The 22,947-nt window shown below is 70.9% G+C and carries 20 protein-coding genes, 1 pseudogene and 2 riboswitches; of the genes and pseudogenes, 13 read left to right on the top strand and 8 right to left on the bottom strand.

The features are described from left to right. Positions 1-375: 375 nt before the first annotated feature. The 4 genes from ABD374_RS07440 to gcvT all read right to left on the bottom strand — a co-directional run bounded on the left by ABD374_RS07440 (position 376) and on the right by gcvT (position 4,720). A complete protein-coding gene (locus ABD374_RS07440; RefSeq protein ID WP_344492619.1) occupies positions 376-1,743 on the bottom strand; it encodes an L-serine ammonia-lyase in 1,368 nt (455 codons plus the stop codon). A gap of 140 nt (positions 1,744-1,883) precedes the next feature. Then, positions 1,884-3,146: a serine hydroxymethyltransferase gene (gene glyA, locus ABD374_RS07435; protein WP_344492617.1), complete on the bottom strand. Its 1,263-nt coding sequence runs from the start codon at positions 3,144-3,146 to the stop codon at positions 1,884-1,886. A 19-nt stretch (positions 3,147-3,165) separates the two neighbouring features. Next, positions 3,166-3,546, bottom strand: a complete 381-nt coding sequence (gene gcvH / locus ABD374_RS07430; protein WP_344492615.1) for a glycine cleavage system protein GcvH — start codon at positions 3,544-3,546, stop codon at positions 3,166-3,168. Positions 3,547-3,604: 58 nt separating this feature from the next. Then, entirely contained in the window at positions 3,605-4,720 is a 1,116-nt protein-coding gene (gene gcvT / locus ABD374_RS07425) for a glycine cleavage system aminomethyltransferase GcvT (RefSeq protein ID WP_344492612.1), read from the bottom strand. Positions 4,721-4,760: 40 nt separating this feature from the next. Next, positions 4,761-4,860, bottom strand: a riboswitch (glycine riboswitch). Next, positions 4,861-4,979: riboswitch (glycine riboswitch) on the bottom strand. 178 nt (positions 4,980-5,157) lie between these two features. Here gcvT and ABD374_RS07420 point away from each other — a divergent pair. The 12 genes and pseudogenes from ABD374_RS07420 to ABD374_RS07365 all read left to right on the top strand — a co-directional run bounded on the left by ABD374_RS07420 (position 5,158) and on the right by ABD374_RS07365 (position 17,400). Next, on the top strand, positions 5,158-5,898 hold the full coding sequence (locus ABD374_RS07420; RefSeq protein ID WP_344492609.1) for an AAA family ATPase: 741 nt from the start codon (positions 5,158-5,160) through the stop codon (positions 5,896-5,898). A 10-nt stretch (positions 5,899-5,908) separates the two neighbouring features. Continuing rightward, positions 5,909-6,682: an enhanced serine sensitivity protein SseB gene (locus ABD374_RS07415; protein WP_344492606.1), complete on the top strand. Its 774-nt coding sequence runs from the start codon at positions 5,909-5,911 to the stop codon at positions 6,680-6,682. A gap of 71 nt (positions 6,683-6,753) precedes the next feature. Continuing rightward, entirely contained in the window at positions 6,754-7,554 is an 801-nt protein-coding gene (locus tag ABD374_RS07410; protein WP_344492602.1) for an enhanced serine sensitivity protein SseB C-terminal domain-containing protein, read from the top strand. A 390-nt stretch (positions 7,555-7,944) separates the two neighbouring features. Continuing rightward, positions 7,945-8,943, top strand: coding sequence for an ABC transporter permease (locus ABD374_RS07405; RefSeq protein WP_344492599.1), 999 nt, complete (start codon positions 7,945-7,947; stop codon positions 8,941-8,943). Between the two features lie 113 nt (positions 8,944-9,056). Next, positions 9,057-10,838 carry an ABC transporter substrate-binding protein gene (locus tag ABD374_RS07400; RefSeq protein ID WP_486388623.1) on the top strand — a complete coding sequence of 594 codons (1,782 nt, stop codon included), beginning with the start codon at positions 9,057-9,059 and terminating at the stop codon, positions 10,836-10,838. Positions 10,839-10,913: 75 nt separating this feature from the next. After that, on the top strand, positions 10,914-11,912 hold the full coding sequence (locus ABD374_RS07395) for an ABC transporter permease (protein ID WP_344492961.1): 999 nt from the start codon (positions 10,914-10,916) through the stop codon (positions 11,910-11,912). Positions 11,913-11,950: 38 nt separating this feature from the next. Beyond that, on the top strand, positions 11,951-13,051 hold the full coding sequence (locus tag ABD374_RS07390; protein WP_344492595.1) for an ABC transporter ATP-binding protein: 1,101 nt from the start codon (positions 11,951-11,953) through the stop codon (positions 13,049-13,051). Positions 13,052-13,071: 20 nt separating this feature from the next. Further along, complete coding sequence (locus tag ABD374_RS07385; protein ID WP_344492593.1) at positions 13,072-14,244, top strand: ABC transporter ATP-binding protein; 1,173 nt, start codon at positions 13,072-13,074, stop codon at positions 14,242-14,244. 18 nt (positions 14,245-14,262) lie between these two features. Further along, positions 14,263-14,937: a trimeric intracellular cation channel family protein gene (locus tag ABD374_RS07380; protein ID WP_344492591.1), complete on the top strand. Its 675-nt coding sequence runs from the start codon at positions 14,263-14,265 to the stop codon at positions 14,935-14,937. A gap of 26 nt (positions 14,938-14,963) precedes the next feature. Next, positions 14,964-15,809, top strand: coding sequence for a thioesterase family protein (locus ABD374_RS07375; protein ID WP_344492588.1), 846 nt, complete (start codon positions 14,964-14,966; stop codon positions 15,807-15,809). A 42-nt stretch (positions 15,810-15,851) separates the two neighbouring features. Next, a pseudogene (locus ABD374_RS07370) lies at positions 15,852-16,069 on the top strand (HTH domain-containing protein); the annotation flags it as partial. Positions 16,070-16,230: 161 nt separating this feature from the next. After that, a complete protein-coding gene (locus ABD374_RS07365) occupies positions 16,231-17,400 on the top strand; it encodes a cysteine desulfurase family protein (protein ID WP_344492585.1) in 1,170 nt (389 codons plus the stop codon). Positions 17,401-17,418: 18 nt separating this feature from the next. Here the strand turns inward: ABD374_RS07365 and ABD374_RS07360 are convergent, their stop codons facing one another. Beyond that, entirely contained in the window at positions 17,419-18,087 is a 669-nt protein-coding gene (locus tag ABD374_RS07360; RefSeq protein WP_344492582.1) for an N-acetylmuramoyl-L-alanine amidase, read from the bottom strand. 54 nt (positions 18,088-18,141) lie between these two features. On the opposite strand from ABD374_RS07360, the gene mnmA reads away from it, so the two are divergent. Further along, the gene (mnmA, locus tag ABD374_RS07355) at positions 18,142-19,263 is read left to right on the top strand and encodes a tRNA 2-thiouridine(34) synthase MnmA (protein ID WP_344492579.1); all 1,122 of its coding nucleotides are present in this window, start codon (positions 18,142-18,144) and stop codon (positions 19,261-19,263) included. Between the two features lie 31 nt (positions 19,264-19,294). Here mnmA and ABD374_RS07350 read toward each other — a convergent pair whose 3' ends face one another. The 3 genes from ABD374_RS07350 to ABD374_RS07340 are packed head-to-tail and all read right to left on the bottom strand — an operon-like array spanning position 19,295 to position 22,801. Then, positions 19,295-20,071 carry a hypothetical protein gene (locus ABD374_RS07350; RefSeq protein ID WP_344492576.1) on the bottom strand — a complete coding sequence of 259 codons (777 nt, stop codon included), beginning with the start codon at positions 20,069-20,071 and terminating at the stop codon, positions 19,295-19,297. Continuing rightward, the gene (locus tag ABD374_RS07345) at positions 20,055-21,647 is read right to left on the bottom strand and encodes a vWA domain-containing protein (RefSeq protein WP_344492573.1); all 1,593 of its coding nucleotides are present in this window, start codon (positions 21,645-21,647) and stop codon (positions 20,055-20,057) included. The genes ABD374_RS07350 and ABD374_RS07345 overlap by 17 nt, the downstream gene beginning before the upstream one ends. Continuing rightward, a complete protein-coding gene (locus ABD374_RS07340) occupies positions 21,647-22,801 on the bottom strand; it encodes a hypothetical protein (RefSeq protein WP_344492570.1) in 1,155 nt (384 codons plus the stop codon). Before ABD374_RS07340 ends, ABD374_RS07345 begins: the two co-directional genes overlap by 1 nt. Positions 22,802-22,947: the final 146 nt, after the last annotated feature.

Here is a 22,947-nt window from a genome sequence, read left to right as displayed (position 1 = left end):
GCCCCGGAGGGACGGCGGCAGGCTCACCGCTGTACTGCCTGATGTGTCGGGTGTGCCATGCCGGACCTCATGTCCCGGCCGGGGAAGCAAGGGTGCCTGTCGTCGTGGACGGCCACTTGACGCTGGAGCAGCCCGAGACTGCCCGATGGCTGGACGAGCGCATCGGCTGTCGGCATCTCACGGTCACCGTTGTCAGGGCTCCGCCATGGAACGGCGAGGATCATCTGGCTTCGGTGTCTACGCCTGCGATGCATGCGCATGCTCAGTGGGGTGATCTGGCAGCAACGCGGATGTCCAGGGACTTTCCGCCGCGTAAGCAGGGAAGGCCCTGACAGCGCTGAAAGAAACCAAGGCGCTGGTCAGGGCCGACTCCTGTCAGCACTCGATGATGTTGACCGCCAGGCCGCCGCGCGCGGTCTCCTTGTACTTGACGGACATGTCCGCGCCGGTCTCCTTCATGGTCTTGATGACCTTGTCCAGGGAGACCTTGTGGCTGCCGTCGCCCCGCATCGCCATCTTCGCCGCCGTGACGGCCTTGACCGCGGCCATGCCGTTGCGCTCGATGCACGGGATCTGGACCAGGCCGCCGACCGGGTCGCAGGTCAGGCCCAGGTTGTGCTCCATGCCGATCTCGGCCGCGTTCTCGACCTGCTCGGGGGTGCCGCCGAGGACCTCGGCCAGCGCGCCGGCCGCCATCGAGCAGGCGGAGCCGACCTCGCCCTGGCAGCCCACCTCGGCGCCGGAGATCGAGGCGTTCTCCTTGAAGAGCATGCCGATCGCGCCCGCGGCGAGCAGGAAGCGGACCACGCCCTCCTCGTCCGCGCCCGGTACGAAGTTCATGTAGTAGTGCAGGACGGCCGGGATGATGCCGGCGGCGCCGTTCGTCGGGGCGGTGACGACGCGGCCGCCCGCGGCGTTCTCCTCGTTGACCGCCATCGCGTAGAGCGTGATCCACTCCATCGACAGGGCCAGCGGGTCGCCCTCGGAGCGCAGCTTGCGGGCGGTGTTCGCGGCGCGTCGGCGCACCTTCAGGCCGCCGGGCAGGATGCCCTCCTGGGACATGCCGCGCGCGACGCAGTCCTGCATGGCCCGCCAGATCTCCAGCAGCCCCGCGCGGATCTCCGGCTCCGTCCGCCAGGCCTTCTCGTTCTCCAGCATCAGCGCGGAGATCGACAGCCCGGTCTCCCCGGCCAGCCGCAGCAGCTCGTCACCCGTCCGGAAGGGGTGCTTCAGCACGGTGTCGTCGAGCTTGATCCGGTCCTCGCCGACCGCGTCCTCGTCGACGACGAAGCCGCCGCCCACCGAGTAGTACGTCTTCTCCAGCAGCGGCGCGCCCTGGGCGTCGTACGCCCACAGGGTCATGCCGTTGGCGTGGTACGGGAGGGCCTTGCGGCGGTGCAGGACCAGGTCCTCGTCGAAGTCGAAGCCGATCTCGTGCACGCCGAGCAGATTGATGCGCCCGTCCGCCTTGATCCGCTCGACCCGGTCGTCGGCGGTCTCGACGTCGACCGTGCGCGGGGAGTCCCCCTCCAGGCCGAGCAGTACGGCCTTCGGGGTGCCGTGGCCGTGGCCGGTCGCGCCGAGGGAGCCGAACAGCTCGGCGCGTATCGCGGTGGTGTGGGCCATCAGGCCGTCGTTCTTGAGGCGCCCCGCGAAGAGCCGGGCGGCGCGCATCGGCCCGACCGTATGGGAGCTGGAGGGTCCGATGCCGATCGAGAACAGGTCGAAGACCGAGATGGCCACGGGGGAACTCCTAAGGGTGGGTAGACGCCGTTGTCTGCCGGGGTGGCGCAGATGATCAATGGCGGGTACAAGGTGCGGGGCACCGCACTCACTGTTCAGTGTGCGCGGTGCCCCGGTATTCCAGTCTGTGTCGTACGTAACTACTTCAGACCAGGGTAAAGCGGGTGCTTGCCGGCCAGAGCGGTCACCCGGGCGGACAGGGCCCCGGCGTCGTACGACGGCTTCAGCGCCTCGGCGATGATGTCCGCGACCTCGGCGAAGTCCTCGGCCTGGAAACCGCGCGTGGCCAGGGCCGGCGTACCGATCCGCAGGCCCGAGGTGACCATCGGGGGCCGGGGGTCGTTCGGGATGGCGTTGCGGTTGACCGTGATGCCCAGACCGTGGAGACGGTCCTCGGCCTGCTGGCCGTCGAGCTCGGAGTTCCGCAGGTCGACCAGGACCAGGTGGACGTCCGTGCCGCCGGTGAGGACGGACACGCCGTGCTCGGTGACGTCCGGCTGCACCAGGCGCTCGGCCAGGATGCGGGCGCCGTCCAGGGTGCGCTGCTGGCGCTCCTTGAACTCCTCGGAGGCGGCGACCTTGAAGGAGACCGCCTTCGCCGCGATGACGTGCTCCAGCGGACCGCCCTGCTGGCCGGGGAAGACCGCGGAGTTGATCTTCTTGGCGAGTTCGGCGGTGGAGAGGATGACTCCGCCGCGCGGGCCGCCGAGGGTCTTGTGCGTGGTCGTGGTGACGACGTGGGCGTGCGGCACCGGGTTGGGGTGCAGGCCCGCGGCGACCAGACCGGCGAAGTGCGCCATGTCGACCATGAGGTACGCGCCGACCTCGTCCGCGATGCGGCGGAAGGCGGCGAAGTCCAGCTGACGCGGGTACGCGGACCAGCCGGCCACGATCAGCTTGGGCTTCGACTCCTTGGCGAGGCGCTCGACCTCGGCCATGTCGACCTCACCGGTGGCGTCGTCCACGTGGTACGCGACCACGTTGTAGAGCTTGCCGGAGAAGTTGATCTTCATGCCGTGGGTCAGGTGACCGCCGTGGGCCAGGTTCAGGCCCATGATCGTGTCGCCGGGCTTGAGCAGCGCGAACATCGCCGCCGCGTTGGCCTGGGCGCCCGAGTGCGGCTGCACGTTCGCGTGCTCGGCGCCGAAGAGCGCCTTGATGCGGTCGATGGCGATCTGCTCGACCACGTCGACGTGCTCGCAGCCGCCGTAGTAGCGGCGGCCCGGGTAGCCCTCGGCGTACTTGTTGGTGAGGACGGAGCCCTGCGCCTCCATGACCGCGACCGGAGCGAAGTTCTCCGAGGCGATCATTTCGAGGGTGGACTGCTGACGGAGCAGCTCGGCGTCGACGGCGGCGGCGACGTCCGGGTCGAGCTCATGGAGGGGAGTGTTGAGAAGCGTCATCACGGTCCCGTTCGAGGTCTTAGTTGCCGGAGGAGAAGGCGTCGTACTCGTCGGCGGAGAGCAGGTCGGCCGGCTCCTCCGCGACGCGCACCTTGAAGAGCCAGCCGCCCTCGAAGGGGGCGGAGTTCACCAGCGACGGGTCGTCCACGACGTCCTGGTTGGACTCGACGACCTCGCCGGTCACCGGGGAGTACAGGTCGCTGACCGACTTGGTCGACTCCAGTTCGCCGCAGGTCTCGCCCGCGGTCACCGTCTCACCGACCGGCGGGAGCTGGGCGTAGACGACGTCACCGAGCGCGTTGGCCGCGAACTCCGTGATGCCGACCGTCGCGACGCCGTCCTCGGCGGTCGACAGCCACTCGTGCTCCTTGCTGTAACGCAGCTGCTGGGGGTTGCTCATGACCTGAATTCTCCTGTACGCGGGGGAGTGCTGGTGAACGGGAAGGTTGTGCGGGGGGTCACTTCTGGCGCTTGTAGAACGGCAGCGCGACCACCTCGTACGGCTCATGCGTACCGCGGATGTCGACGCAGACGCCGGAGGTGCCGGGCGCCGCGTGCGCGGCGTCGACGTACGCCATGGCGATCGGCCTGCCCAGCGTCGGGGAGGGGGCGCCGGAGGTGACCTCGCCGACGACCTCGCCGTCGGCGACGACGGGGAAACCGGCGCGCGGGACGCGGCGGCCCTCGGCGACCAGGCCGACCAGCTTGCGCGGCGGAGCGGTCTCGGCGCGCTCGGCGGCGGCCCGAAGGGCGGCGCGGCCGACGAAGTCGCCCTCCTTCTCGAACTTCACGACCCGGCCAAGACCCGCGTCGAAGGGGGTCAGCGCGGTGGTCAGCTCGTGCCCGTACAGCGGCATGCCCGCTTCCAGGCGCAGGGTGTCGCGGCAGGAGAGGCCGGCGGGGACGAGACCGGCGTCCTTGCCCGCGTCCGTCAGCGCCCGCCACAGCTTCTCGGCGTCGGCCGGGGCCACGAACAGCTCGAAGCCGTCCTCGCCGGTGTAGCCGGTACGCGCGATGAGGGCGGGGACGCCGGCGACGGTGCCGGGCAGGCCGGCGTAGTACTTCAGGCCGTCGAGGTCGGCGTCGGTGACGGACTTCAGGATGCCGGGGGACTCGGGGCCCTGGACGGCGATCAGGGCGTACGCGTCACGGTCGTCCCGCACGACGGCGTCGAACCCGGCGGCGCGCTCGGTGATCGCGTCGAGGACGGTCTGGGCGTTCCCGGCGTTGGCGACGACCATGTACTCGGTTTCGGCCAGCCGGTAGACGATCAGGTCGTCGAGGATCCCGCCGTCCTCCCGGCAGATCATCGTGTAGCGGGCGCGGCCGGGGCCGATCGTGCCGATGTTGCCGACGAGCGCGTGGTCGAGGGCGTTCACGGCCTGGGGGCCGGTGACGGTGATCTCACCCATGTGGGAGAGGTCGAAGAGGCCCGCGCGGGTCCGTACGGCGTTGTGCTCGTCGCGCTCGCTGGCGTACCGCAGCGGCATGTCCCAGCCCGCGAAGTCGGTCATGGTCGCGCCCAGCGAACGGTGCAGTGCGTCGAGGGCGGTGTGGCGGGGGACATTGCTCATGTGTGGGGCTCCCAGGGCAGGGCATGACAGGTGAGGACAATCCTCCCCATCTGTCATCGGAACCTGAGAGGTTCACCGGGAGAGTCCCGGCTTGCACCTTGGGTGGAGCCGCGACATGGCGGCCCGCTTTTCAGATCTGCCTCGCCCGCGCGGTACGGGGCCTGAGAGATTCAAGGGAGGGACTTGCTCCTTCGGCGTCCTGGGCACCGGGCACTCCTGGAGTGCTTCTGCGTGCTTCGGACTCTCCCGCGCGGATTCAAGCGGCCGGTATGGAGTTGGCGCGCACATCATTGCACGCATCCTCCGGTGGCGGGACGGCCGGGCAGTACCTGGACACAGCGGCAAATCACTGGTGACGGATTACCTTTTCTTTACACTTCTTGGGCAAGGGTGGGGAAAAGGGCGGGGACACCTGACAGCCCGACAGGGGGAGTGCGATGACGTTGCAGCGGCCCGGTGCGTACGTGACGACCGCGGGCACCACGCACGGCGCGGTGCCCGCACCACAGGGCGTGCCGGCCGGGGAGACCGCCCGCCGGCCGGTGCCCACCGTCCGCGACCTGCGCGAGCGCTCCGGGCGCAGCCCGCGCACGCTGGCCTTCGCGGCCGGCGACGTCGTGGTCGTCTCGGGGCTGCCCGGCAGCGGCAAGAGCACCCTGATCCGGCGTACGGCGAGGACGGGGACGCACCGCATCGACTCGCAGGACGTCCGCGAGCGGTGGCAGGCGCGCATGCCGCGCCTGCTGCCGTACGCCCTCTACCGCCCCCTCGTACGGGCCGCCCACTACGCCGGGCTGCGGCGCGCCCTGCGCTCCGGCGAGAGCGTCGTGGTCCACGACTGCGGCACGCTCGCCTGGGTGAGGCGCTGGCTGGCGCGCGACGTCCGCCGGCGGGGCGTCGCCCTGCACCTGGTGCTGCTCGACGTGGCGCCGCAGGTGGCGCGGGCCGGCCAGGAGGAGCGGGGTCGCGGGGTCTCGGGCTACGCGTTCGCCCGGCACCGGCGGGCGGTGGGCCGGCTGGTGCGGGACGCGGAGGGCGGCCGGCTCCCCGCCGGGTGCGTGTCGGCGGTGCTGCTGGACCGGGACGCGGCGGGGGCGCTGACGGGGATCGACTTCCCGGCCGGGGCGGAGCTCCGGTTACGGGAACAGCCCCGCGGGGCACCGCCGGCGCCGCGTTAGGGTCGTGCCCGTGGACTACCCAGACTTCCCCCTGCCCGCCCACCCGCACGGCGGAGGCGGCTGGCCCGGCAACGAACTCGAAGAGGTGCTGGCCGCCTCGGTCGGCGCCCCCGCCGCGGGCGCCCGCATCGTCGAGGTGCTGGGGCGCAGCCAGGTGTGGGTGCCGCTGCCGAACGGCGGCGGGCCCGACTCCCCGAGCCTCGACCTGGCCACCCTGGACATCCACGGCGAGGCGTACGTCCCCGTGTACAGCTCCGAGGAGCAGCTGCGCCGGTGCGCCGGGCCCCACATGTCCTTCACCGTGGCGCCCGCCCGCGAGTTCGCCCGCGGCCTGCCCCCGCAGCTCGGCATCGCCGTGAACCCGGACGGCGCGGTCGGCGCGCCGCTGCCGCCGCCCGCCGTCGCCGAGCTCTGCCGGGCCGGCCGTACGCCGCTGGACGGGCCGGCCACCGGGGGCAGGGTGCGGCTCTTCGAGCCGGACTGGCAGGAGGAGCCGGTCGACTTCCTCTCCGCCGCGGCCGGGGAGTTCGAGGAGAGCGGGGTGGTGGCGACCGCCCGCAGGGCGCTCGCCAGCATCGAGGGCGGGTCCCCGACGCTGTTCGTCGGCGTACAGCTGGCGGCCCGGGAGGGCGCCGACCCGAACGCCCCGATGGACGCGCTCGGCCGGGCGCTCGGCCGGGTCCAGGTGCCCTGGCCGGTCAACCTGCTCCTGCTGGACGTGGCGCAGGACCCGGTGGCGGGCTGGATGCTGGAGAAGGTGCGGCCCTTCTACACGCGCGCCTGACCCGTGCTCTGTGTCGGTGCTGCCGCTTAAGCTGGTGCACCACGGTGGATCGAAGAGGGGCGGGACCCAGGGTGAGCGCGTCAGGCACTGCGGCGGCCGGGCAGGTCGAGCACATGCTGCGCCAGGTGACGCCCGGGCGGTACGACGCGTACGAGGCGCTGCTGCGCGCCCTCGCCGACCCGGCCGGCGGCCGGGTCTGGATGCTGCTCTGGCACGGCCAGGCGGGCTCCCCCGACGCCCAGTACGGAAACATGGAGGTCGACGGGCTCGGTTACGCGCCGTGCGTCACCTCCGCCCAGGAGCTCGCCGCGAGCGGCTGGAGCCGGGCGTACGAAGTGGTCACGGGCCAGGACGTCGCCCGCGCGCTCTTCCCCGACCGCTGGGGCATCTGGCTGAACCCGCACGCCCCCGGCGGCGGCGTCGGCATCCCGTGGCTCGATCTGCGGCGTATCGCCACGGGGCTCGACCGGATGCCCGCCGGACCGCTGCGGCTGTCCGAACCGGCCGTCGAGATCCCCCAGTTCTACGCCCTGCTCACGCAGAACGCCCACCGTACGCCCGCGGTCCGCGCCCTGCGCCGCGCCTGGGTGCAGCCGGCGCTCGGGGTGCCGTACCTGGCCATCGGACTCGACCTCTACGACACCAGCCCGCAGTCCGTCGACGCGGTGCGCGCGATGATGCGGCAGTCGGTCGGCGCGGTCCCCGAGGGGCTGCCCGTCTCCACCGTCGCGATGTCCGACGCGTACGACCCGGTCTCCATGTGGCTGCGTGCCAACGCCCGCCCGTTCTACGACCGCGAGGCGCAGGCTCCCGCCGCGCCCTCCTCCGCCCCGCAGGGCGGCTACGGCTGTCCGGCGCCGCGCGCCTACTGAACGCGCCCGCCCCACCGGCTCCACCGGTCTCACCGGTCACGCGTACGGCCCCATTCGACGGTTCGTGAGGACCGTTGGGCGGCATGTCCGGTCTGGGGTATAAGGATGCTTGTGGTCCGCTGAGCCGATCAAGATGTTCGGATAACGGAAGCCCACAGGCCACATCACGGTTGCGCATCCATTCCCCGCCAGGTCTGGCGGGTGATCGCGAGCTCATTGAAGACTCCCGCAACAAGGAACGTCGGTCCTGTGTACGACCCGCCTTCCCTGTGTCACATGCGTTTGTACGACCACCTTCTGCACCACTTGCACCTGCGATGCGAACAAGCCGCTACAGCGGCGGGCGCGGGCCGACCACCGTCGGCCGAGCCGAGAGGGGTCCCCACCACGATGACGGCACCACTGCACGACACGAGCGCGGCGGAGACCGCGGCCGTTGACGTCGCGGCCGATGTTCCGGCGAAAGCCATCGAAGGCCGTTCGCCATGGAAGATCGCCTGGGTGCGGCTCAAGCGCGACAAGGTGGCGCTGGCCGGCGGCGTGGTCGTGTTGTTCCTGATCCTGGTCGCGCTGTTCGCGCCCTTGATCGTCAGTGTGCTCGGCCACCCGCCGAACGACTTCCACGAGGACAAGATCGACCCGCTGTTCGGCACGCCGATCGGCAGCTGGGGCGGCATGAGCTCGGACTTCCTGCTGGGGGTCGAACCGGTCAACGGCCGCGACGTGTTCAGCCGCCTCGTCTACGGCGCCCGGATCTCGCTGCTGGTCGCCTTCCTCGCGGCCCTCTTCGCCGTCGTGCTCGGCACGCTCTTCGGGATCATCGCCGGTTACTTCGGCGGCTGGGTCGACGCGGCGATCAGCCGGGTGATGGACGTCCTGCTGGCCTTCCCGCAGCTGCTCTTCATCATCGCGCTGGTCTCGGTGCTGCCCAACTCCCTCTGGGGATTCAGCGGTTCCGGTGTGCGCATCGGCGCGCTCATCGTCGTCATCGGCTTCTTCGGGTGGCCGTACGTGGGCCGGATCGTCCGCGGCCAGACGCTCTCCCTCCGGGAGCGCGAGTACGTCGAGGCGGCACGCAGCCTCGGCGCCGGCCGGGCGTACATCCTCTTCAAGGAGCTGCTGCCCAACCTGGTGGCCCCGATCACCGTCTACACGACGCTGATGATCCCGACCAACGTCCTCAGCGAGGCCGCCCTGAGCTTCCTGGGCGCCGGAGTCAAACCGCCCACCGCCTCCTGGGGGCAGATGCTCTCCAAGGCCAAGGAGTACTACGAGGCGGATCCGATGTTCATGATCGCGCCCGGCGTGGCCATCTTCGTCACCGTGCTGGCCTTCAACCTCTTCGGCGACGGCGTGCGCGACGCGCTGGACCCGAAGGGCTCCCGCTGACCGTTCGCCCCGTACCACCCGCACACGCCCTACGCGCCGCCCCTGCCGATGTGTCAGGAGGCCACCACAACCGTCGGTCCCCTCAGGGTCCGGCACTCTCACGGAGGTTGCTGATCGTGACAGCCAACAGTTCTTCCAGGCGACGGCTCGCCGCAAGTGCGGCGCTCGTCGTCGCCGCGCTCGTCGGCACCGCGGCCTGCGGCGGTGGCGGAGGCAAGGACGACGGGGCCGACGGCAGCGGCAAGGCCCCCGGCTTCAACGCGGCCGTCGGCAAGATCGCGAACGCCTCGGACAAGAAGGGCGGCACGATCAAGTTCATCGGTACGCAGGACGCCGACTCCTGGGACCCGCAGCGCGGTTACTACGGCTTCATGTGGGACTTCGCCCGCTACTACACGCGCCAGCTGATCACCTTCAAGCCGGCCGCGGGCACCGAGTCCACCGAACTCGTCGCGGACATGGCAACCGACACGGGCAAGGTCTCCGCGGACAAGAAGACGTACACCTTCACACTGAAGGACGGCGTCACGTGGGAGGACGGCAAGCCCGTCACCTCCAAGGACATCAAGTACGGCATCGAGCGCATCTGGGCCCAGGACAAGATCTCCGGCGGCCCGATCTACCTTCAGCAGGTCCTGGACCCGAAGAAGGAGTACAAGGGTCCGTACAAGGACAAGTCGGCCGACAAGCTCGGTCTGAAGGCCATCGAGACACCGGACGACAAGACCATCGTCTTCAAGCTCCCCAAGCCCAACGGCGACTTCCTCCAGATGCTGGCCATGCCGGCCGCCACGCCGGTCCGCCAGGACAAGGACACGGTCGAGAAGTACGGCCTGAAGCCCTTCTCCAACGGCCCGTACAAGATCGACTCCTACACCCCCAACAAGGGCATGGAGCTGAGCCGCAACCCCAACTGGAAGAAGGAGAGCGACACCGTCCGCAAGGCGCTGCCGGACAAGGTCTCGCTCAAGCTCATCACCAACGCCGACGACATGGACAACCGCCTGATCGAGGGCGACTACGACGTCGACATCAACGCCACCGGCATCAGCCCGGCCGGCCGTACCAAGGCGCTGCGCGACCACAAGGCCAACGTCGACAACCCGCAGACCGGTTTCATCCGGTACGCGGTGTTCCCGCAGACGGTCAAGCCGATGGACAACATCCACTGCCGCAAGGCGGTCATCTACGGCTCCGACCACAAGTCGCTGCAGACCGCGCGCGGCGGCCCGATGGCGGGCGGCGACATCGCCACCAACATGCTGCCGCCGAGCATCAAGGGCTCCGACCCGAAGTACGACCCGTACGACGTCCTGAAGGACACCACGGGCAACGCCGCCAAGGCCAAGGAGGAGCTCAAGGCCTGCGGCAAGCCGAAGGGCTTCAAGACCACCATCGCGGTCCGCAACAACAAGCCGCAGGAGATCGCCACCGCCGAGTCGATGCAGGCGTCGCTGGGCAAGATCGGCATCGAGGTGCAGATCGACCAGTACGACGGTGCGCAGACCTCCGGCATCATCGGCGCTCCCAAGAACGTCGAGAAGAAGAACTACGGCATCATCATCATGGGCTGGGGTGCCGACTTCCCGTCCGGTCAGGGCTTCTCGCAGCCGCTGGTCGACAGCCGCTTCATCCTCGACAGCGGCAACAACAACTTCTCGATGATGAAGGACAAGTCGATCGACGCCCTGTTCGACAAGGCGCTGCTGGAGACGGACCCGGACAAGGCCGCCGGGTTCTACCGGCAGATCAACGAGAAGGTCTCCGAGGCCGCGGTCTACCTGCCCTTCACCTTCGAGAAGAACGTGATCTGGCGCAGCTCGCGACTGACCAACGTCTACACGGCCGACTCCTACAACGGCCGCTACGACTACGCCTCCCTCGGCGTCAAGTGACCGTCCGTTCGCTCCGCCGGCACACCCGCCGCTAAGCCCGAAGGGCAGGTGATGGCCGCCGCCGGGCCGACCGTAGTGCTCGCATACCTCATCAGGCGGCTGACCGCCGTCGTCGTGATGCTGCTCGTGGTCACTCTCGTGACCTTCGGCATCTTCTACGTGATCCCGAAACTGACCGGCAGCGACCCCGCCGCGATGTTCATCGGCAAGCAGGCGGACCCGGGCGCGGTCGAAGGCGTCCGGGAGAAGCTCGGCCTCGGTGATCCCATCCTGGTGCAGTTCTGGAACTTCATCAGCGGGATCTTCGTCGGCCGCGACTACACCGGCGGCGGCTCGTCGTTCCACTGCGACGCGCCGTGCTTCGGCTACTCCTTCCGTACGGAGCAGGAGATCTGGCCCGTACTGACCGAGCGGCTCCCCGTGACGCTGTCCCTGGCGGCCGGCGCGTGCGTGCTGTGGGTCATCGTCGGTGTCACGACCGGCATCATCTCCGCCCTCAAGCGGGGCACCGCGGTCGACCGTGCGGCGATGACCATCGCGCTGGCCGGTGTGTCGCTGCCGATCTACTTCACCGCGCTGCTCTCCCTGGCGGTCTTCCGCACCCAGCTCGGCTGGTTCGACGCCGAGTACGTGGACATCGCGCAGGACCCGCTCGGCTGGTTCAGCGGTCTGGTGCTCCCGTGGGTGACCCTCGCCTTCCTGTACGCCGCGATGTACGCCCGGCTCACCCGCGCCACCATGCTGGAGGTCCTGGGCGAGGACTACATCCGTACCGCCCGGGCCAAGGGCCTGAGCGAACCGGTCGTCGTCGGCAAGCACGCGCTGCGCTCGACGATGACGCCGATCCTCACCATCCTCGGCATGGACCTCGGCGCCCTGGTCGGCGGCGCGATCCTCACCGAGACCGCCTTCAGCCTCCCGGGCCTCGGCCAGGCGGCCGTCAAGGCGATCGGCGACTTCGACCTCCCGCTCATCCTGGGTGTCACGCTCATCGCCGCCGCGGCCGTCGTGCTCGCGAACCTCGTCGTGGACATCCTGTACTCCGTGATCGACCCCCGAGTGAGGCTCTCGTGACCACTGTGCCTGTCCCGGGGGAGGCCCCCGGAGCCCCCTTGACGAAGACCGGCGCGGTCGCCGAGCCCGTACGCACCGGCTCCCCGCGGCCGGACGCCTTCCTCGACGTGCGCGACCTGAAGGTGCACTTCCCCACCGACGACGGTCTCGTGAAGTCGGTGGACGGCCTCTCCTTCCAGCTGGAGAAGGGCAAGACCCTCGGCATCGTGGGCGAGTCCGGCTCCGGCAAGTCGGTGACCTCGCTCGGCATCATGGGCCTGCACACCGTCGGCCAGTACGGCCGGCGCAAGGCGCAGATCTCCGGCGAGATCTGGCTGGACGGCAGGGAACTGCTGTCCGCCGACCCCGACGACGTACGCAAGCTGCGCGGCCGCGAGATCTCGATGATCTTCCAGGACCCGCTGTCCGCGCTGCACCCGTACTACACGATCGGCCACCAGATCGTGGAGGCGTACCGCATCCACAACAAGGTCGACAAGAAGGCCGCCAAGCGGCGCGCGATCGAACTGCTCGACCGGGTCGGCATCCCGCAGCCCGACAAGCGGTTCGACGGCTACCCGCACGAGTTCTCCGGCGGCATGCGCCAGCGCGCGATGATCGCGATGGCGCTGGTCAACAACCCCGAGCTGCTCATCGCCGACGAGCCGACCACCGCCCTGGACGTCACCGTCCAGGCGCAGATCCTCGACCTGATCCGGGACCTGCAGAAGGAGTTCGGCTCGGCGGTCATCATCATCACGCACGACCTGGGCGTCGTCGCCGAGCTGGCGGACGACCTCCTGGTGATGTACGGCGGCCGGTGCGTCGAGCGCGGTCCCGCGGAGAAGGTCTTCTACGAGCCCCAGCACCCGTACACCTGGGGCCTGCTGGGTTCGATGCCGCGCATCGACCGCGACCAGACCGAGCGCCTCATCCCGGTCAAGGGGTCGCCGCCCAGCCTGATCAACATCCCGAGCGGCTGCGCCTTCCACCCGCGCTGCCCGTACGCGGACGTGCCCAAGGGCGGGATCACCCGCACCGAGCGCCCGGAACTCAAGGTGCTGCCCGGGCGGGAATCCGCACGGCACTACTCCGCGTGCCACATGGCGGCCGAGGACCGGGCCCGGATCTGGGCCGAAGAGATTGCGCCGAAGCTGTGAGCGAGACGAAGGATCCCGAAGTGACGATCTCGGAGCAGGCGTCCTCTTCGCCGCCGCCGTCCCCCGAGCCCCTGCTGAGGGTCAGCGGCCTGGTGAAGCACTTCCCCATCAGGAAGGGTCTGCTCCAGCGCCAGGTCGGCGCGGTCCAGGCCGTCGACGGTCTCGACTTCGACGTGCGCCCGGGGGAGACCCTGGGTGTGGTCGGCGAGTCGGGCTGCGGCAAGTCGACGATGGGCCGGCTGATCACGCGCCTGCTGGAGCCCACCAGCGGGAAGATCGAGTTCGAGGGCCGGGACATCACCCACCTCGGCACCGGGCAGATGCGTCCGCTGCGCCGCGACGTACAGATGATCTTCCAGGACCCGTACTCCTCGCTGAACCCGCGCCACACGGTCGGCACGATCGTGAGCGCGCCCTTCAAGCTGCAGGACATCACGCCCGAGGGCGGGGTGAAGCGGGAGGTCCAGCGGCTGCTGGAGCTGGTGGGCCTCAACCCGGAGCACTACAACCGCTATCCGCACGAGTTCTCCGGCGGGCAGCGCCAGCGCATCGGCATCGCGCGGGCGCTCGCGCTCAAGCCGAAGCTGGTCGTCGCCGACGAGCCGGTGTCGGCGCTGGACGTGTCGATCCAGGCGCAGGTGGTGAACCTGCTGGACGACCTCCAGGACGAGCTCGGACTCACGTACGTGATCATCGCGCACGACCTGTCGGTCATCCGGCACGTCTCGGACCGTATCGCCGTGATGTACCTCGGCAAGATCGTCGAGCTGGCGGACCGCAAGGCGCTGTACGAGTCGCCCATGCACCCGTACTCCAAGGCCCTGCTCTCGGCCGTCCCGGTGCCCGACCCGCGCGGCAAGCACAGGCGCGAACGCATCCTGCTCAAGGGCGACGTGCCCTCGCCGATCTCGCCGCCCTCGGGCTGCCGCTTCCACACGCGGTGCTGGAAGGCGACCGAGATCTGCAAGGCGCAGGAGCCGCCGCTGACGGCTCTGAAGACCGGTCACCAGGTGGCCTGCCACCACCCGGAGAACGCGCCCGACCAGGCGCCGGAGTCGTCCGTCGTGCTCGACACGGCGCGCGAGGCGATCGAGCTCGTCGACGTCACGCCACCCGCGGCGGCGGCGAAGACGACGGGCGCCGCCGCGGGCGAAGCCGCGCCCGCGGGCCCGGAGGACACCGGCAAGGAATAGAACCGGCACAATTGCCCGGTGTTCCAGGAACTCTTCACGCCCTCCGTCCAGCATGCGCTCGACCTCGTCGGGATCTTCGTCTTCGCGATCTCCGGCGCGCTGCTCGCCGTCCGCAAGAACTTCGACGTCTTCGGCATCGCGGTGCTCGCAGAGGTCACCGCGCTGGGCGGGGGGCTGCTCCGCGACCTGATCATCGGCGCGGTGCCGCCGGCCGCCTTCACCGACCTGGGGTACTTCACGACCCCGCTGATCGCGGCCGCCCTGGTCTTCTTCCTCCACCCCGAGGTGGAGCGCATCCAGGGCTCGGTGATGGCCTTCGACGCGGCCGGGCTCGGGCTCTTCTGCGTCACGGGCACCACCAAGGCGTACGACCACGGGCTCGGCCTGACCGCTTCCGCCGCCCTGGGCCTGGCGACCGCCGTCGGCGGCGGCGTCCTGCGGGACGTCCTCGCCAACGAGGTGCCCTCGCTGCTGCGCTGGGACCGCGACCTGTACGCCGTCCCCGCGATCGTCGGGGCCGCGATGGTCGCCCTGTTCATCCGCTTCGACGCGCTGAACGCCGTGACCAGCTCGATCGCCGTCGTCACCGCCTTCCTGCTGCGCCTGCTGGCGCTGCACTTCCACTGGCGGGCGCCGCGCGCCTGGCACCGGAGCTCGGCGAAGGCCGAGGAACAGTCTGAAGCTACCGCTTAGTAATGCCTCGGTGTACGGTGCATGCCATGGCACAGGCATCCATCGGGGACAGCGAGTTCGACCGCGACACCGCCCTCTCCTCGCGCGCGCCGGACGAACCGGGCGTCTACGACGCGGAGCTCTCCGCGGGCTGGACGATCATCCACGCCGTCAACGGCGGCTACCTCCTGGCCCTGCTCGGCCGGGCGCTCGGGGACGCCCTGCCGCACCCCGACCCGTTCACCGTCTCGGCGCACTACCTGACCCCTTCCGTGCCGGGCAGGGCGGTCGTCCGCACCCAGGCCGTCCGCGCCGGACGCACCCTCTCCACCGGCCAGGCATCCCTCTTCCAGTACGCCGAGGACGGCACCGAGGTCGAGCGGATCCGCGTCCTCGCCTCGTACGGCGACCTCGACGCCCTGTCCGACGACGTCCGCACCTCCGCGAAGCCGCCGGCCATGCCGCCGTACGAGCACTGCCTGGGCGCGGACGCCGGGCCCGCCGTCATCCCCGGCAGCTCGGCCATCGCCGGGCGCCTCGACATCCGCCTCGACCCCGCCACCGCCGGCTGGGCCGTCGGCGCGCCCTCCGGCAAGGGCGAGATGCGCGGCTGGTTCGGCCTCGCCGACGGCCGCGACGCCGATCCGCTCTCGCTGCTGCTCACCGTCGACGCCCTGCCGCCGACCTCGTTCGAGCTGGGCCTCAAGGGCTGGACGCCGACCGTCGAGCTGACCACCCACATACGCTGCCGCCCCGTCCCCGGACCGCTGCGCGTCTCCATCGCCACCCGCAACCTGGCGGGCGGCTTCCTGGAGGAGGACGCGGAGGTCTGGGACAGCGCGGACCGGCTCGTCGCCCAGTCCCGGCAGCTGGCGCGGGCGCCGCGCGGCTGAACCCCCGCCCCCGGGCGGGCCCGTTCGAGCGGGACGGGCGCCGTGAAGTCGGAACGGCTGCTGTCGATACCCCTGCCGCTCCGGACCCGGGGGACTGGTCCCGGCCGCCGAGCCGGCCGGACGCCCGGGAGTCTCCGTACGCATCGTCCACCGGGACGTCGAGCCGCTGCCGGCGTCGGGCGTCCCGGTGGTACGCGGAGCGCGTGCGGCACGGCGGGATCGCGCTGCTGCCCGGCTTCCGCACCGGCGCGACGGGGCTGCTTCGGCGAACGGGTGGAGGTGCTGTCGCCGGAGGAGGTGCGCGGGGAACTGGCGAGGGCGGCGGCGGAGGTCCTGAAGCGGTACGGACCCCGCCCCGCGCCCCCGCATCCCGCAGGGCCGGGGCCGCGCGCTCCGGGGGACTCGTAGAATCGACCGCACCATGGCTTACCTCGACCACGCCGCGACCACCCCGATGCTTCCGGAAGCGGTCGGGGCGATGACCGCCCAGCTCGCCGTCACCGGCAACGCCTCGTCCCTGCACGCCGCCGGCCGACGGGCGCGGCGTACCGTCGAGGAGGCCCGCGAGACCCTCGCCGAGACCCTCGGCGCCCGGCCCAGCGAGGTGGTCTTCACCGCGGGCGGCACCGAGGCCGACAACCTCGCCGTCAAGGGCCTGTACTGGGCGCGGCGCGACGCCGACCCGCGCAGGACCCGCGTGCTGGCCAGCCCGGTCGAGCACCACGCGGTGCTGGACGCCGTCCACTGGCTGGGCGAGCACGAGGGGGCGACCGTCGAGTACCTGCCCGTCGACGCGTACGGACGGGTCCACCCCGAAGCGCTGCGCGCGGCCCTCGCACGCGACCCCTCCGATGTCGCCCTGGCCACCGTCATGTGGGCCAACAACGAGATCGGCACCGTCATGCCGGTCCGCGAACTGGCCGACGTGGCAGCCGAGTTCGGAGTGCCGCTGCACGCCGACGCGGTGCAGGCGTTCGGGCAGCTGGAGGTCGACTTCGCCGCCTCCGGGCTCGCCGCGATGACGGTGTCCGGGCACAAGATCGGCGGCCCGTACGGCATCGGCGCGCTGCTGCTCGGCCGCGAGTACACCCCCGTGCCCGTGCTGCACGGCGGCGGCCAGGAGCGGCACGTGCGCTCCGGCACCCTCGACGCCCCGGCCGTCGCCGCCTTCGCGGTGGCCGGCCGGATCGCGGCCGGGCAGCGCGAGTGGTTCGCCCGCGAGATCGGCGGCCTGCGCGACGACCTGGTCGCGGCCGTGCGCGCCGCCGTCCCCGAGGCGATCCTCGGCGGCGATCCGTCCCCGGGCGGCCGGCTGCCGGCCAACGCCCACTTCACCTTCCCCGGCTGCGAGGGCGACTCCCTGCTCCTGCTCCTCGACGCGCAGGGCATCGAGTGCTCCACCGGGTCCGCCTGTACGGCCGGAGTCGCCCAGCCCAGTCACGTCCTGCTGGCCACCGGGACCGATCCCGGCCTGGCCCGCGGCACGCTCCGCTTCTCGCTCGGGCACACCTCGACCACCGAGGACGTGACGGCGGTGGCGGACGCGATCGGCCCGGCGGTCGAGCGGGCGCGTACGGCCGGTCTCGTCTGACGGCGGGCCGCTCCCCGGTCACGTCGTGACGGGCGGGCCGTCCGCCAGCTCCTCCCGCACCAGCCGCAGATAGCGGTCCCAGTCCCAGTGCGGGCCCGGATCCGTGTGGTCGGTGCCCGGCACCTCGACGTGGCCGATGATGTGCTCCCGGTCGGCGGGCATCCCGTACCGCCGGCATATCCCGGCGGCGAGACGGGCCGACGACCGGTACATCACGTCGGTGAAGTCCTCCGGCCGGTCGACGAAGCCCTCGTGCTCGATGCCGACGCTCCGTTCGTTGTACGAGCGGTTCCCCGCGTGGTAGGCGACGTCCAGCTCCCGGGCCATCTGCGTGACGTGCCCGTCCTTCGCGCGCACGATGTAGTGCGCCGCGGCCGCGTGCAGCGGGTCCTTGAAGACGCGCACGGCCGAAGCGAAGCTGCCCTGCGTCACGTGGATCACGATCCGGTCGATGGAGTAGTCGTCGGGCCGGTCGGCGGTCCGCAGATTCGCGGCCGACGCCGCCACCCACCGGGCACCCCTGTGATCCACCTCTCCCTCCGTGCGCTGCTTGTCGACGCCCGGCACGAGCCACCACAGCCGGGACAGCTCCTCCCCGAACACGGCGGCCGTCCCGCCCACGACGGCCGCGCCGCCCCCGATGAACAGGGCACGTCTGCTCACCCCTGCCGCCTTCTTCTGCTCCATGAGCCCTTTAACGCTTTCGGCCCTGTCGGTGGTTCCGTCTACCCTGGTGGAGCTATGACTGAGACCCCGCGCCGCCTCCGTGTCCTCGCCGCCATGTCCGGCGGGGTCGACTCCGCCGTTGCCGCCGCCCGAGCCGCCGAGGCCGGGCACGACGTGACCGGCGTACACCTCGCCCTGTCCGCCAACCCGCAGTCGTTCCGCACCGGCGCGCGCGGCTGCTGCACCATCGAGGACTCGCGCGACGCGCGCCGGGCCGCCGACGTCATCGGCATCCCGTTCTACGTCTGGGACCTCGCCGAGCGCTTCCGCGAGGACGTCGTCGAGGACTTCGTCGCCGAGTACGAGGCGGGGCGCACCCCCAACCCCTGCCTGCGCTGCAACGAGAAGATCAAGTTCGCGGCGCTGCTCGACAAGGCGCTCGCGCTCGGCTTCGACGCGGTGGCCACCGGCCACTACGCGACCGTCGTGCTGAACGAGGACGGCAGCCGCGAGCTCCACCGCGCCTCCGACATGGCCAAGGACCAGTCGTACGTCCTCGGAGTGCTCGACGAGCGGCAGCTGGCGCACGCCATGTTCCCGCTCGGCGACACCCTCACCACCAAGGACGAGATCCGCGCGGAGGCCGAGCGCCGGGGCCTGGCGGTCGCGAAGAAGCCCGACAGCCACGACATCTGCTTCATCGCGGACGGCGACACCCAGGGCTTCCTGGCGAACCGCCTCGGCAGGGCGGAGGGCGACATCGTCGACGAGACGGGCGCGAAGCTCGGCACTCACGACGGCGCCTTCGGCTTCACCATCGGCCAGCGCAAGGGCCTGCGCATCGGCCACCCCGCCCCCGACGGCAAGCCGCGCTACGTCCTGGACATCTCCCCGGTGAACAACACGGTGACGGTGGGCCCGGTCGAGGCCCTCGACGTCACCGCCCTCACGGCGATCAAGCCCCGCTGGTGCGGCACGGCCCCGGCCGGCAGCGGCACGTACACGGCCCAGCTGCGCGCGCACGGCGGCGAGAGCGAGGTCACCGCGGAGCTGGTCGACGGCGAGCTGCGCGTCACCTTCGCCGAGCCGGTGCGCGGCGTGGCACCCGGCCAGGCGATCGTGCTGTACGACGGCACCCGCGTGGTCGGTTCGGCGACCATCGCGACGACGAGCCGGGCGGCGGCCGCCCTGGCCTGATCCGGGGCCGTGCCCCGCGCCGGGTGCCGCCCTAGCGGAAGATCGCCATGGCCTGGACCTCCAGCACGCCGTCGTCGGCGTTCCAGTCCTGCACCTTGCCCAGGCAACGGGCCGAGAACGTCCCCCGCGGGACCTCGTTGCGCAGCCCCTCGGTCGCGCAGGTGACCCGCACCCGCGGCCCCCGGGAGGGGTCCTCGGGATCGCCGTAGGGGGCCAGGAACACCGTGGACTCCGGCGATTCGCTGATCTTGCGGAACCGGCCGCGTATGAGCACGAAGTCCTCGATGTCGCGCAGCCGCACGGTCTGCGGGGAGGACGTCGCGGCCGGGGGCCGGTCGGCGAGCGCCCGGGTGAGTGCCGCGTTGCGCCGTATCGCCCGGCCCGCCAGGTCGACATGGACGATGACGTTCTTCTCCTCCAGCACGTCCATGATGACGCCGATGACCGAGATGGGTTCGGCGACCTCCATGTACTTGCTGACGATCTCGCTGTTGTCCTTGCGGCCCGCGCCCGCGCTCAGCCCGAAGACCTTGGCGCGGATGGTGCCGTCCGCGCTGTCACTGGTCCGCTGCTCCACCTCTTTGCGCAGCGCCGCGGCGTACCCCCGCATCTGGTAGTGGTCCATGACCGAGCGGTCGTGGAGGTAGAAGCAGATGCTGTACGTCAGGGTCTGGTCGCGATCGCGCCGGACGCGGACGAGCCACAGCACCGCCAGGACGAGCAGAGCCGCCGCTCCCGAGGCGGTCAGCAGCCACAGGAGCATCCAGGGCCACCACACGCCCCACCACGCCTCAGTCAGCACACCCACGGATCTCCTTGAAGGCGCTCTTGAGGGACCGGCCGGTGGCATCGACCATGCGGCCGCCCGTCGCCCGTGCCCCGCGGTCCAGTTCCCCGGCGTCGGCCTCGCCGTAGCGGATCGTGTACGTGCGTACGGCCCTGGCCTCCCGCGGCAGCCGGGCATGGCGGCGGATGAACGCGTCCAGGCCCATACCGGTGTTGTTCTCCCCGTCGGTCATCAGGACGATGGAGAGGGTGCGCCCGGGGTGCTCGCGGGCGAGCACGGCCGCGTCGCGGTAGGCGCGGTCGAGCGAGGACCAGATGGCGGTGGCGTCGTCGAAGTCGTCGGACGCGACGAAGCCGCGCAGCCGGTCCAGGTCGGAGGGGGCTTCGTAGGTGATGCTCCGTCTGTCCAGCACGCCGCCGCCGAACCGCATCACGGTGAGCGTCTCGCGCCGGTAGAAGCGGACGAACTTGCCCGAGCGCGAGTCGTCCTCGCCGGCCAGCGCGTCGAAGGTGTCGCGCAGCTGGGCGATCCGCTTGCCGCGCATCGACGTCGAGAAGTCGAGCAGGAAGATCACCTGCGAGGAGCGGCGCTGCTCCGGGTCCCCGTAGTCGGCCAGGAGCCGGTCGACGACCTTCTGGTCGTCGGGGAAGTACAGCGCGTTGCCGACGGGTTCGCGCAGCGGGGCGCTGCGGGGCACGGCCGGATCGATCGGCCGCCGCAGGGTGCGCTCCATGATCCGTTTCTGTACGGGTTCGCTGCGCAGCCACTCCACCAGCGTGTCGTACGCGGCGCGCCGGGCCGGATCGAGGAGCAGCAGCGGGTAGTCGGACAGGACCATGCCGTCCCTGGGATAGACGATCTCCAGCGGTTCGCGCAGTCTGCCGCTGTTGTTGAGCGCCAGCAGTTCGGACTCGTACGTGATGAGGGCGTTCAGCTCGCCCTGACGTGCCGCGAAGCCCTCGGCGAGCTCGGCGGAGGCGTCGCTGACGAGCGCGTGTCCGGCGAAGAAGCCGCGCAGCCGGTCGCAGGAGACGTCGTCCGGACGCAGCGCGGTGCCGGTTCCCGCCGCGGCGGTCGCGACCCCGACGAGCGCCGCGAGGCCGCTGTTGGTGTGGCGCGGGTCGGCCATCCCGAACCGCAGCGATCCGTCGGCCGCCGCGTCGGCCGCGTCGGCCCAGGAGATCTGGCCGTCGGGCGCCTTCTCGCGCAGCCGCTCGGCCGTCCCGCGCCGCATGCCGATCACGACGGGCGAACGCATGATGCTGGTGGCCAGGGGCTTTTCCCCCCGGTCGCCGTTCGCCCTGGACCTGAGCAGGAAGTAGCGGTCGGAGGAGAGCCAGGCCAGGTCGTGCCGGTGGCCGCCGGGTCCGGCGAGCTCGTTGCCGGCGTCCACCGTGCCCCGGTAGTCCATCTCCAGCGAGATCCCCGTCTCGCGGCGCAGCTCGTCGAGCACGGGCTTCATGTCGGCGAGTTCCGAACTGGCCAGCACGCGCAGCGTCACGGGCTCGGGGCGTTCGTCGGAGCAGGAGGCCAGCGCGAGCAACAGGGACACGAGGCACAGCGCGACCAGGCCGGCGAGGCCGCGGCGCGCGCCCATCACGGCCGTCCGGGCACGACGTCGGCCGCGGGACAGCCGCCGATGTTCGAAATCATCCGCTCCAGGTAGCGCAGCCGGGGCATGGCCGACCTCGTGGCGTCGCCGGAGAGGGCGGGGACGGGGATCTCGTGGTCCTGGAGAAAGGCGCTGAGCTGGTCGCCCGCGACCTGGCCCGAGGGGTCGAGTATCCGAAAGCCCAGTTCCATCGCGCGACGTCGCAGCCGCGGGTCGTTCGTGATCAGCTCCCCGAGCCGGTCGCCGTCCTTGTTGAGGGCGATGAACTGCGGCTGGGTGACGAACTGGCCGGACGGATAGAGCAGCACGCGCTGCGGGTCGAGCTTCTTCGCGTCCGCCCTGTACCGGACCTGGTAGGCGAGGTACTGGTGCTCGTACGCGACCACCACGGGGGCGATGTTCTTGCCCTCGGGGGAGATGTAGGTGCGGAAGACGTCGGCGGCCGGCAGCCCCTGCTCCATGAGGTGGCGGATGGCGCGGGCCCGCTCGTCGGCCTCCCGGTCCGAGTCCGGCACCTCGTCGCCGTCGCCGCGCCAGGTGAACGCGACCAGGGCCAGGTAGGTACCGGCCGAGTTGGAGCCGCAGACGTCGGGGGTCTGGACGACGATCCTGTTGGCGTTGGTGAGCTTGTGCCGCCGTATCCCGATGTCGTTCCAGCGGCGCTTGTCGTGGATGTGCCGCAGGAACTTCGGCATGTCCAGCGCGTAGTAGTACGGCTCGTCCGTCCCCGGGCCGCGCTGCGGCTTCGCGATGCCCGCGTCGGCGAGCGTGTCGGCGTACTCGCGGTAGGTGGCCAGCACGATGGGGCTGACGAACGGGCGGTACACCTTGGCGTACTGGTTGTCCGCCGCGCGCTCACCCGTGATCAGGTCACCGGCCGGCTGCCCGGACGGGAACACGAAGTCGTACGAGTCGGTCTCGCGCACGGCGACCTCGCGCGATCCCGAACTGGTGATGTGCACCCGTATGTGATGCTTCAGCAGAAGGCGCTGGACCTCTTCGTCCTCGAAGAAGTCCCGCTTGGAGGCCATCTTGCCTTCCAGCGTGATGATCCGTTCGGCGGGAAGCAGGATGTTCCCCGACACGGCCAGCGCGGCCGTCCCCGTCAGCACGACCGCCAGCAGCGGCAGGAACGCCACGAGAAAACTGCGCCGTGACCGGGCCGAGCGCGATGCGCGTCTGATGCCCAGCCGCGGTTCTTCGACTGCCTGTCTTTCCCCCACCACCACAGACGCCTCCCCCGCCGGTCCCCGGCCCACGCCCTGCACACCGTCGCGCCTGGGGA

The sequence above is a fragment of the Streptomyces enissocaesilis genome (assembly GCF_039533765.1).
Classification (GTDB): domain Bacteria; phylum Actinomycetota; class Actinomycetes; order Streptomycetales; family Streptomycetaceae; genus Streptomyces; species Streptomyces enissocaesilis.
This window is presented reverse-complemented; position numbering and strand designations above follow the sequence as displayed.

Bases quoted from the DNA above. Each gene is read 5' to 3' on its own strand.
- glyA (WP_344492617.1), bottom strand. From the start codon at position 3,146: ATGACGCTTCTCAACACTCCCCTCCATGAGCTCGACCCGGACGTCGCC.
- gcvH (WP_344492615.1), bottom strand. From the start codon at position 3,546: ATGAGCAACCCCCAGCAGCTGCGTTACAGCAAGGAGCACGAGTGGCTG.
- gcvT (WP_344492612.1), bottom strand. From the start codon at position 4,720: ATGAGCAATGTCCCCCGCCACACCGCCCTCGACGCACTGCACCGTTCG.
- ABD374_RS07420 (WP_344492609.1), top strand. From the start codon at position 5,158: ATGACGTTGCAGCGGCCCGGTGCGTACGTGACGACCGCGGGCACCACG.
- ABD374_RS07405 (WP_344492599.1), top strand. From the start codon at position 7,945: ATGACGGCACCACTGCACGACACGAGCGCGGCGGAGACCGCGGCCGTT.
- ABD374_RS07375 (WP_344492588.1), top strand. From the start codon at position 14,964: ATGGCACAGGCATCCATCGGGGACAGCGAGTTCGACCGCGACACCGCC.
- ABD374_RS07365 (WP_344492585.1), top strand. From the start codon at position 16,231: ATGGCTTACCTCGACCACGCCGCGACCACCCCGATGCTTCCGGAAGCG.
- ABD374_RS07360 (WP_344492582.1), bottom strand. From the start codon at position 18,087: ATGGAGCAGAAGAAGGCGGCAGGGGTGAGCAGACGTGCCCTGTTCATC.
- mnmA (WP_344492579.1), top strand. From the start codon at position 18,142: ATGACTGAGACCCCGCGCCGCCTCCGTGTCCTCGCCGCCATGTCCGGC.
- ABD374_RS07345 (WP_344492573.1), bottom strand. From the start codon at position 21,647: ATGGGCGCGCGCCGCGGCCTCGCCGGCCTGGTCGCGCTGTGCCTCGTG.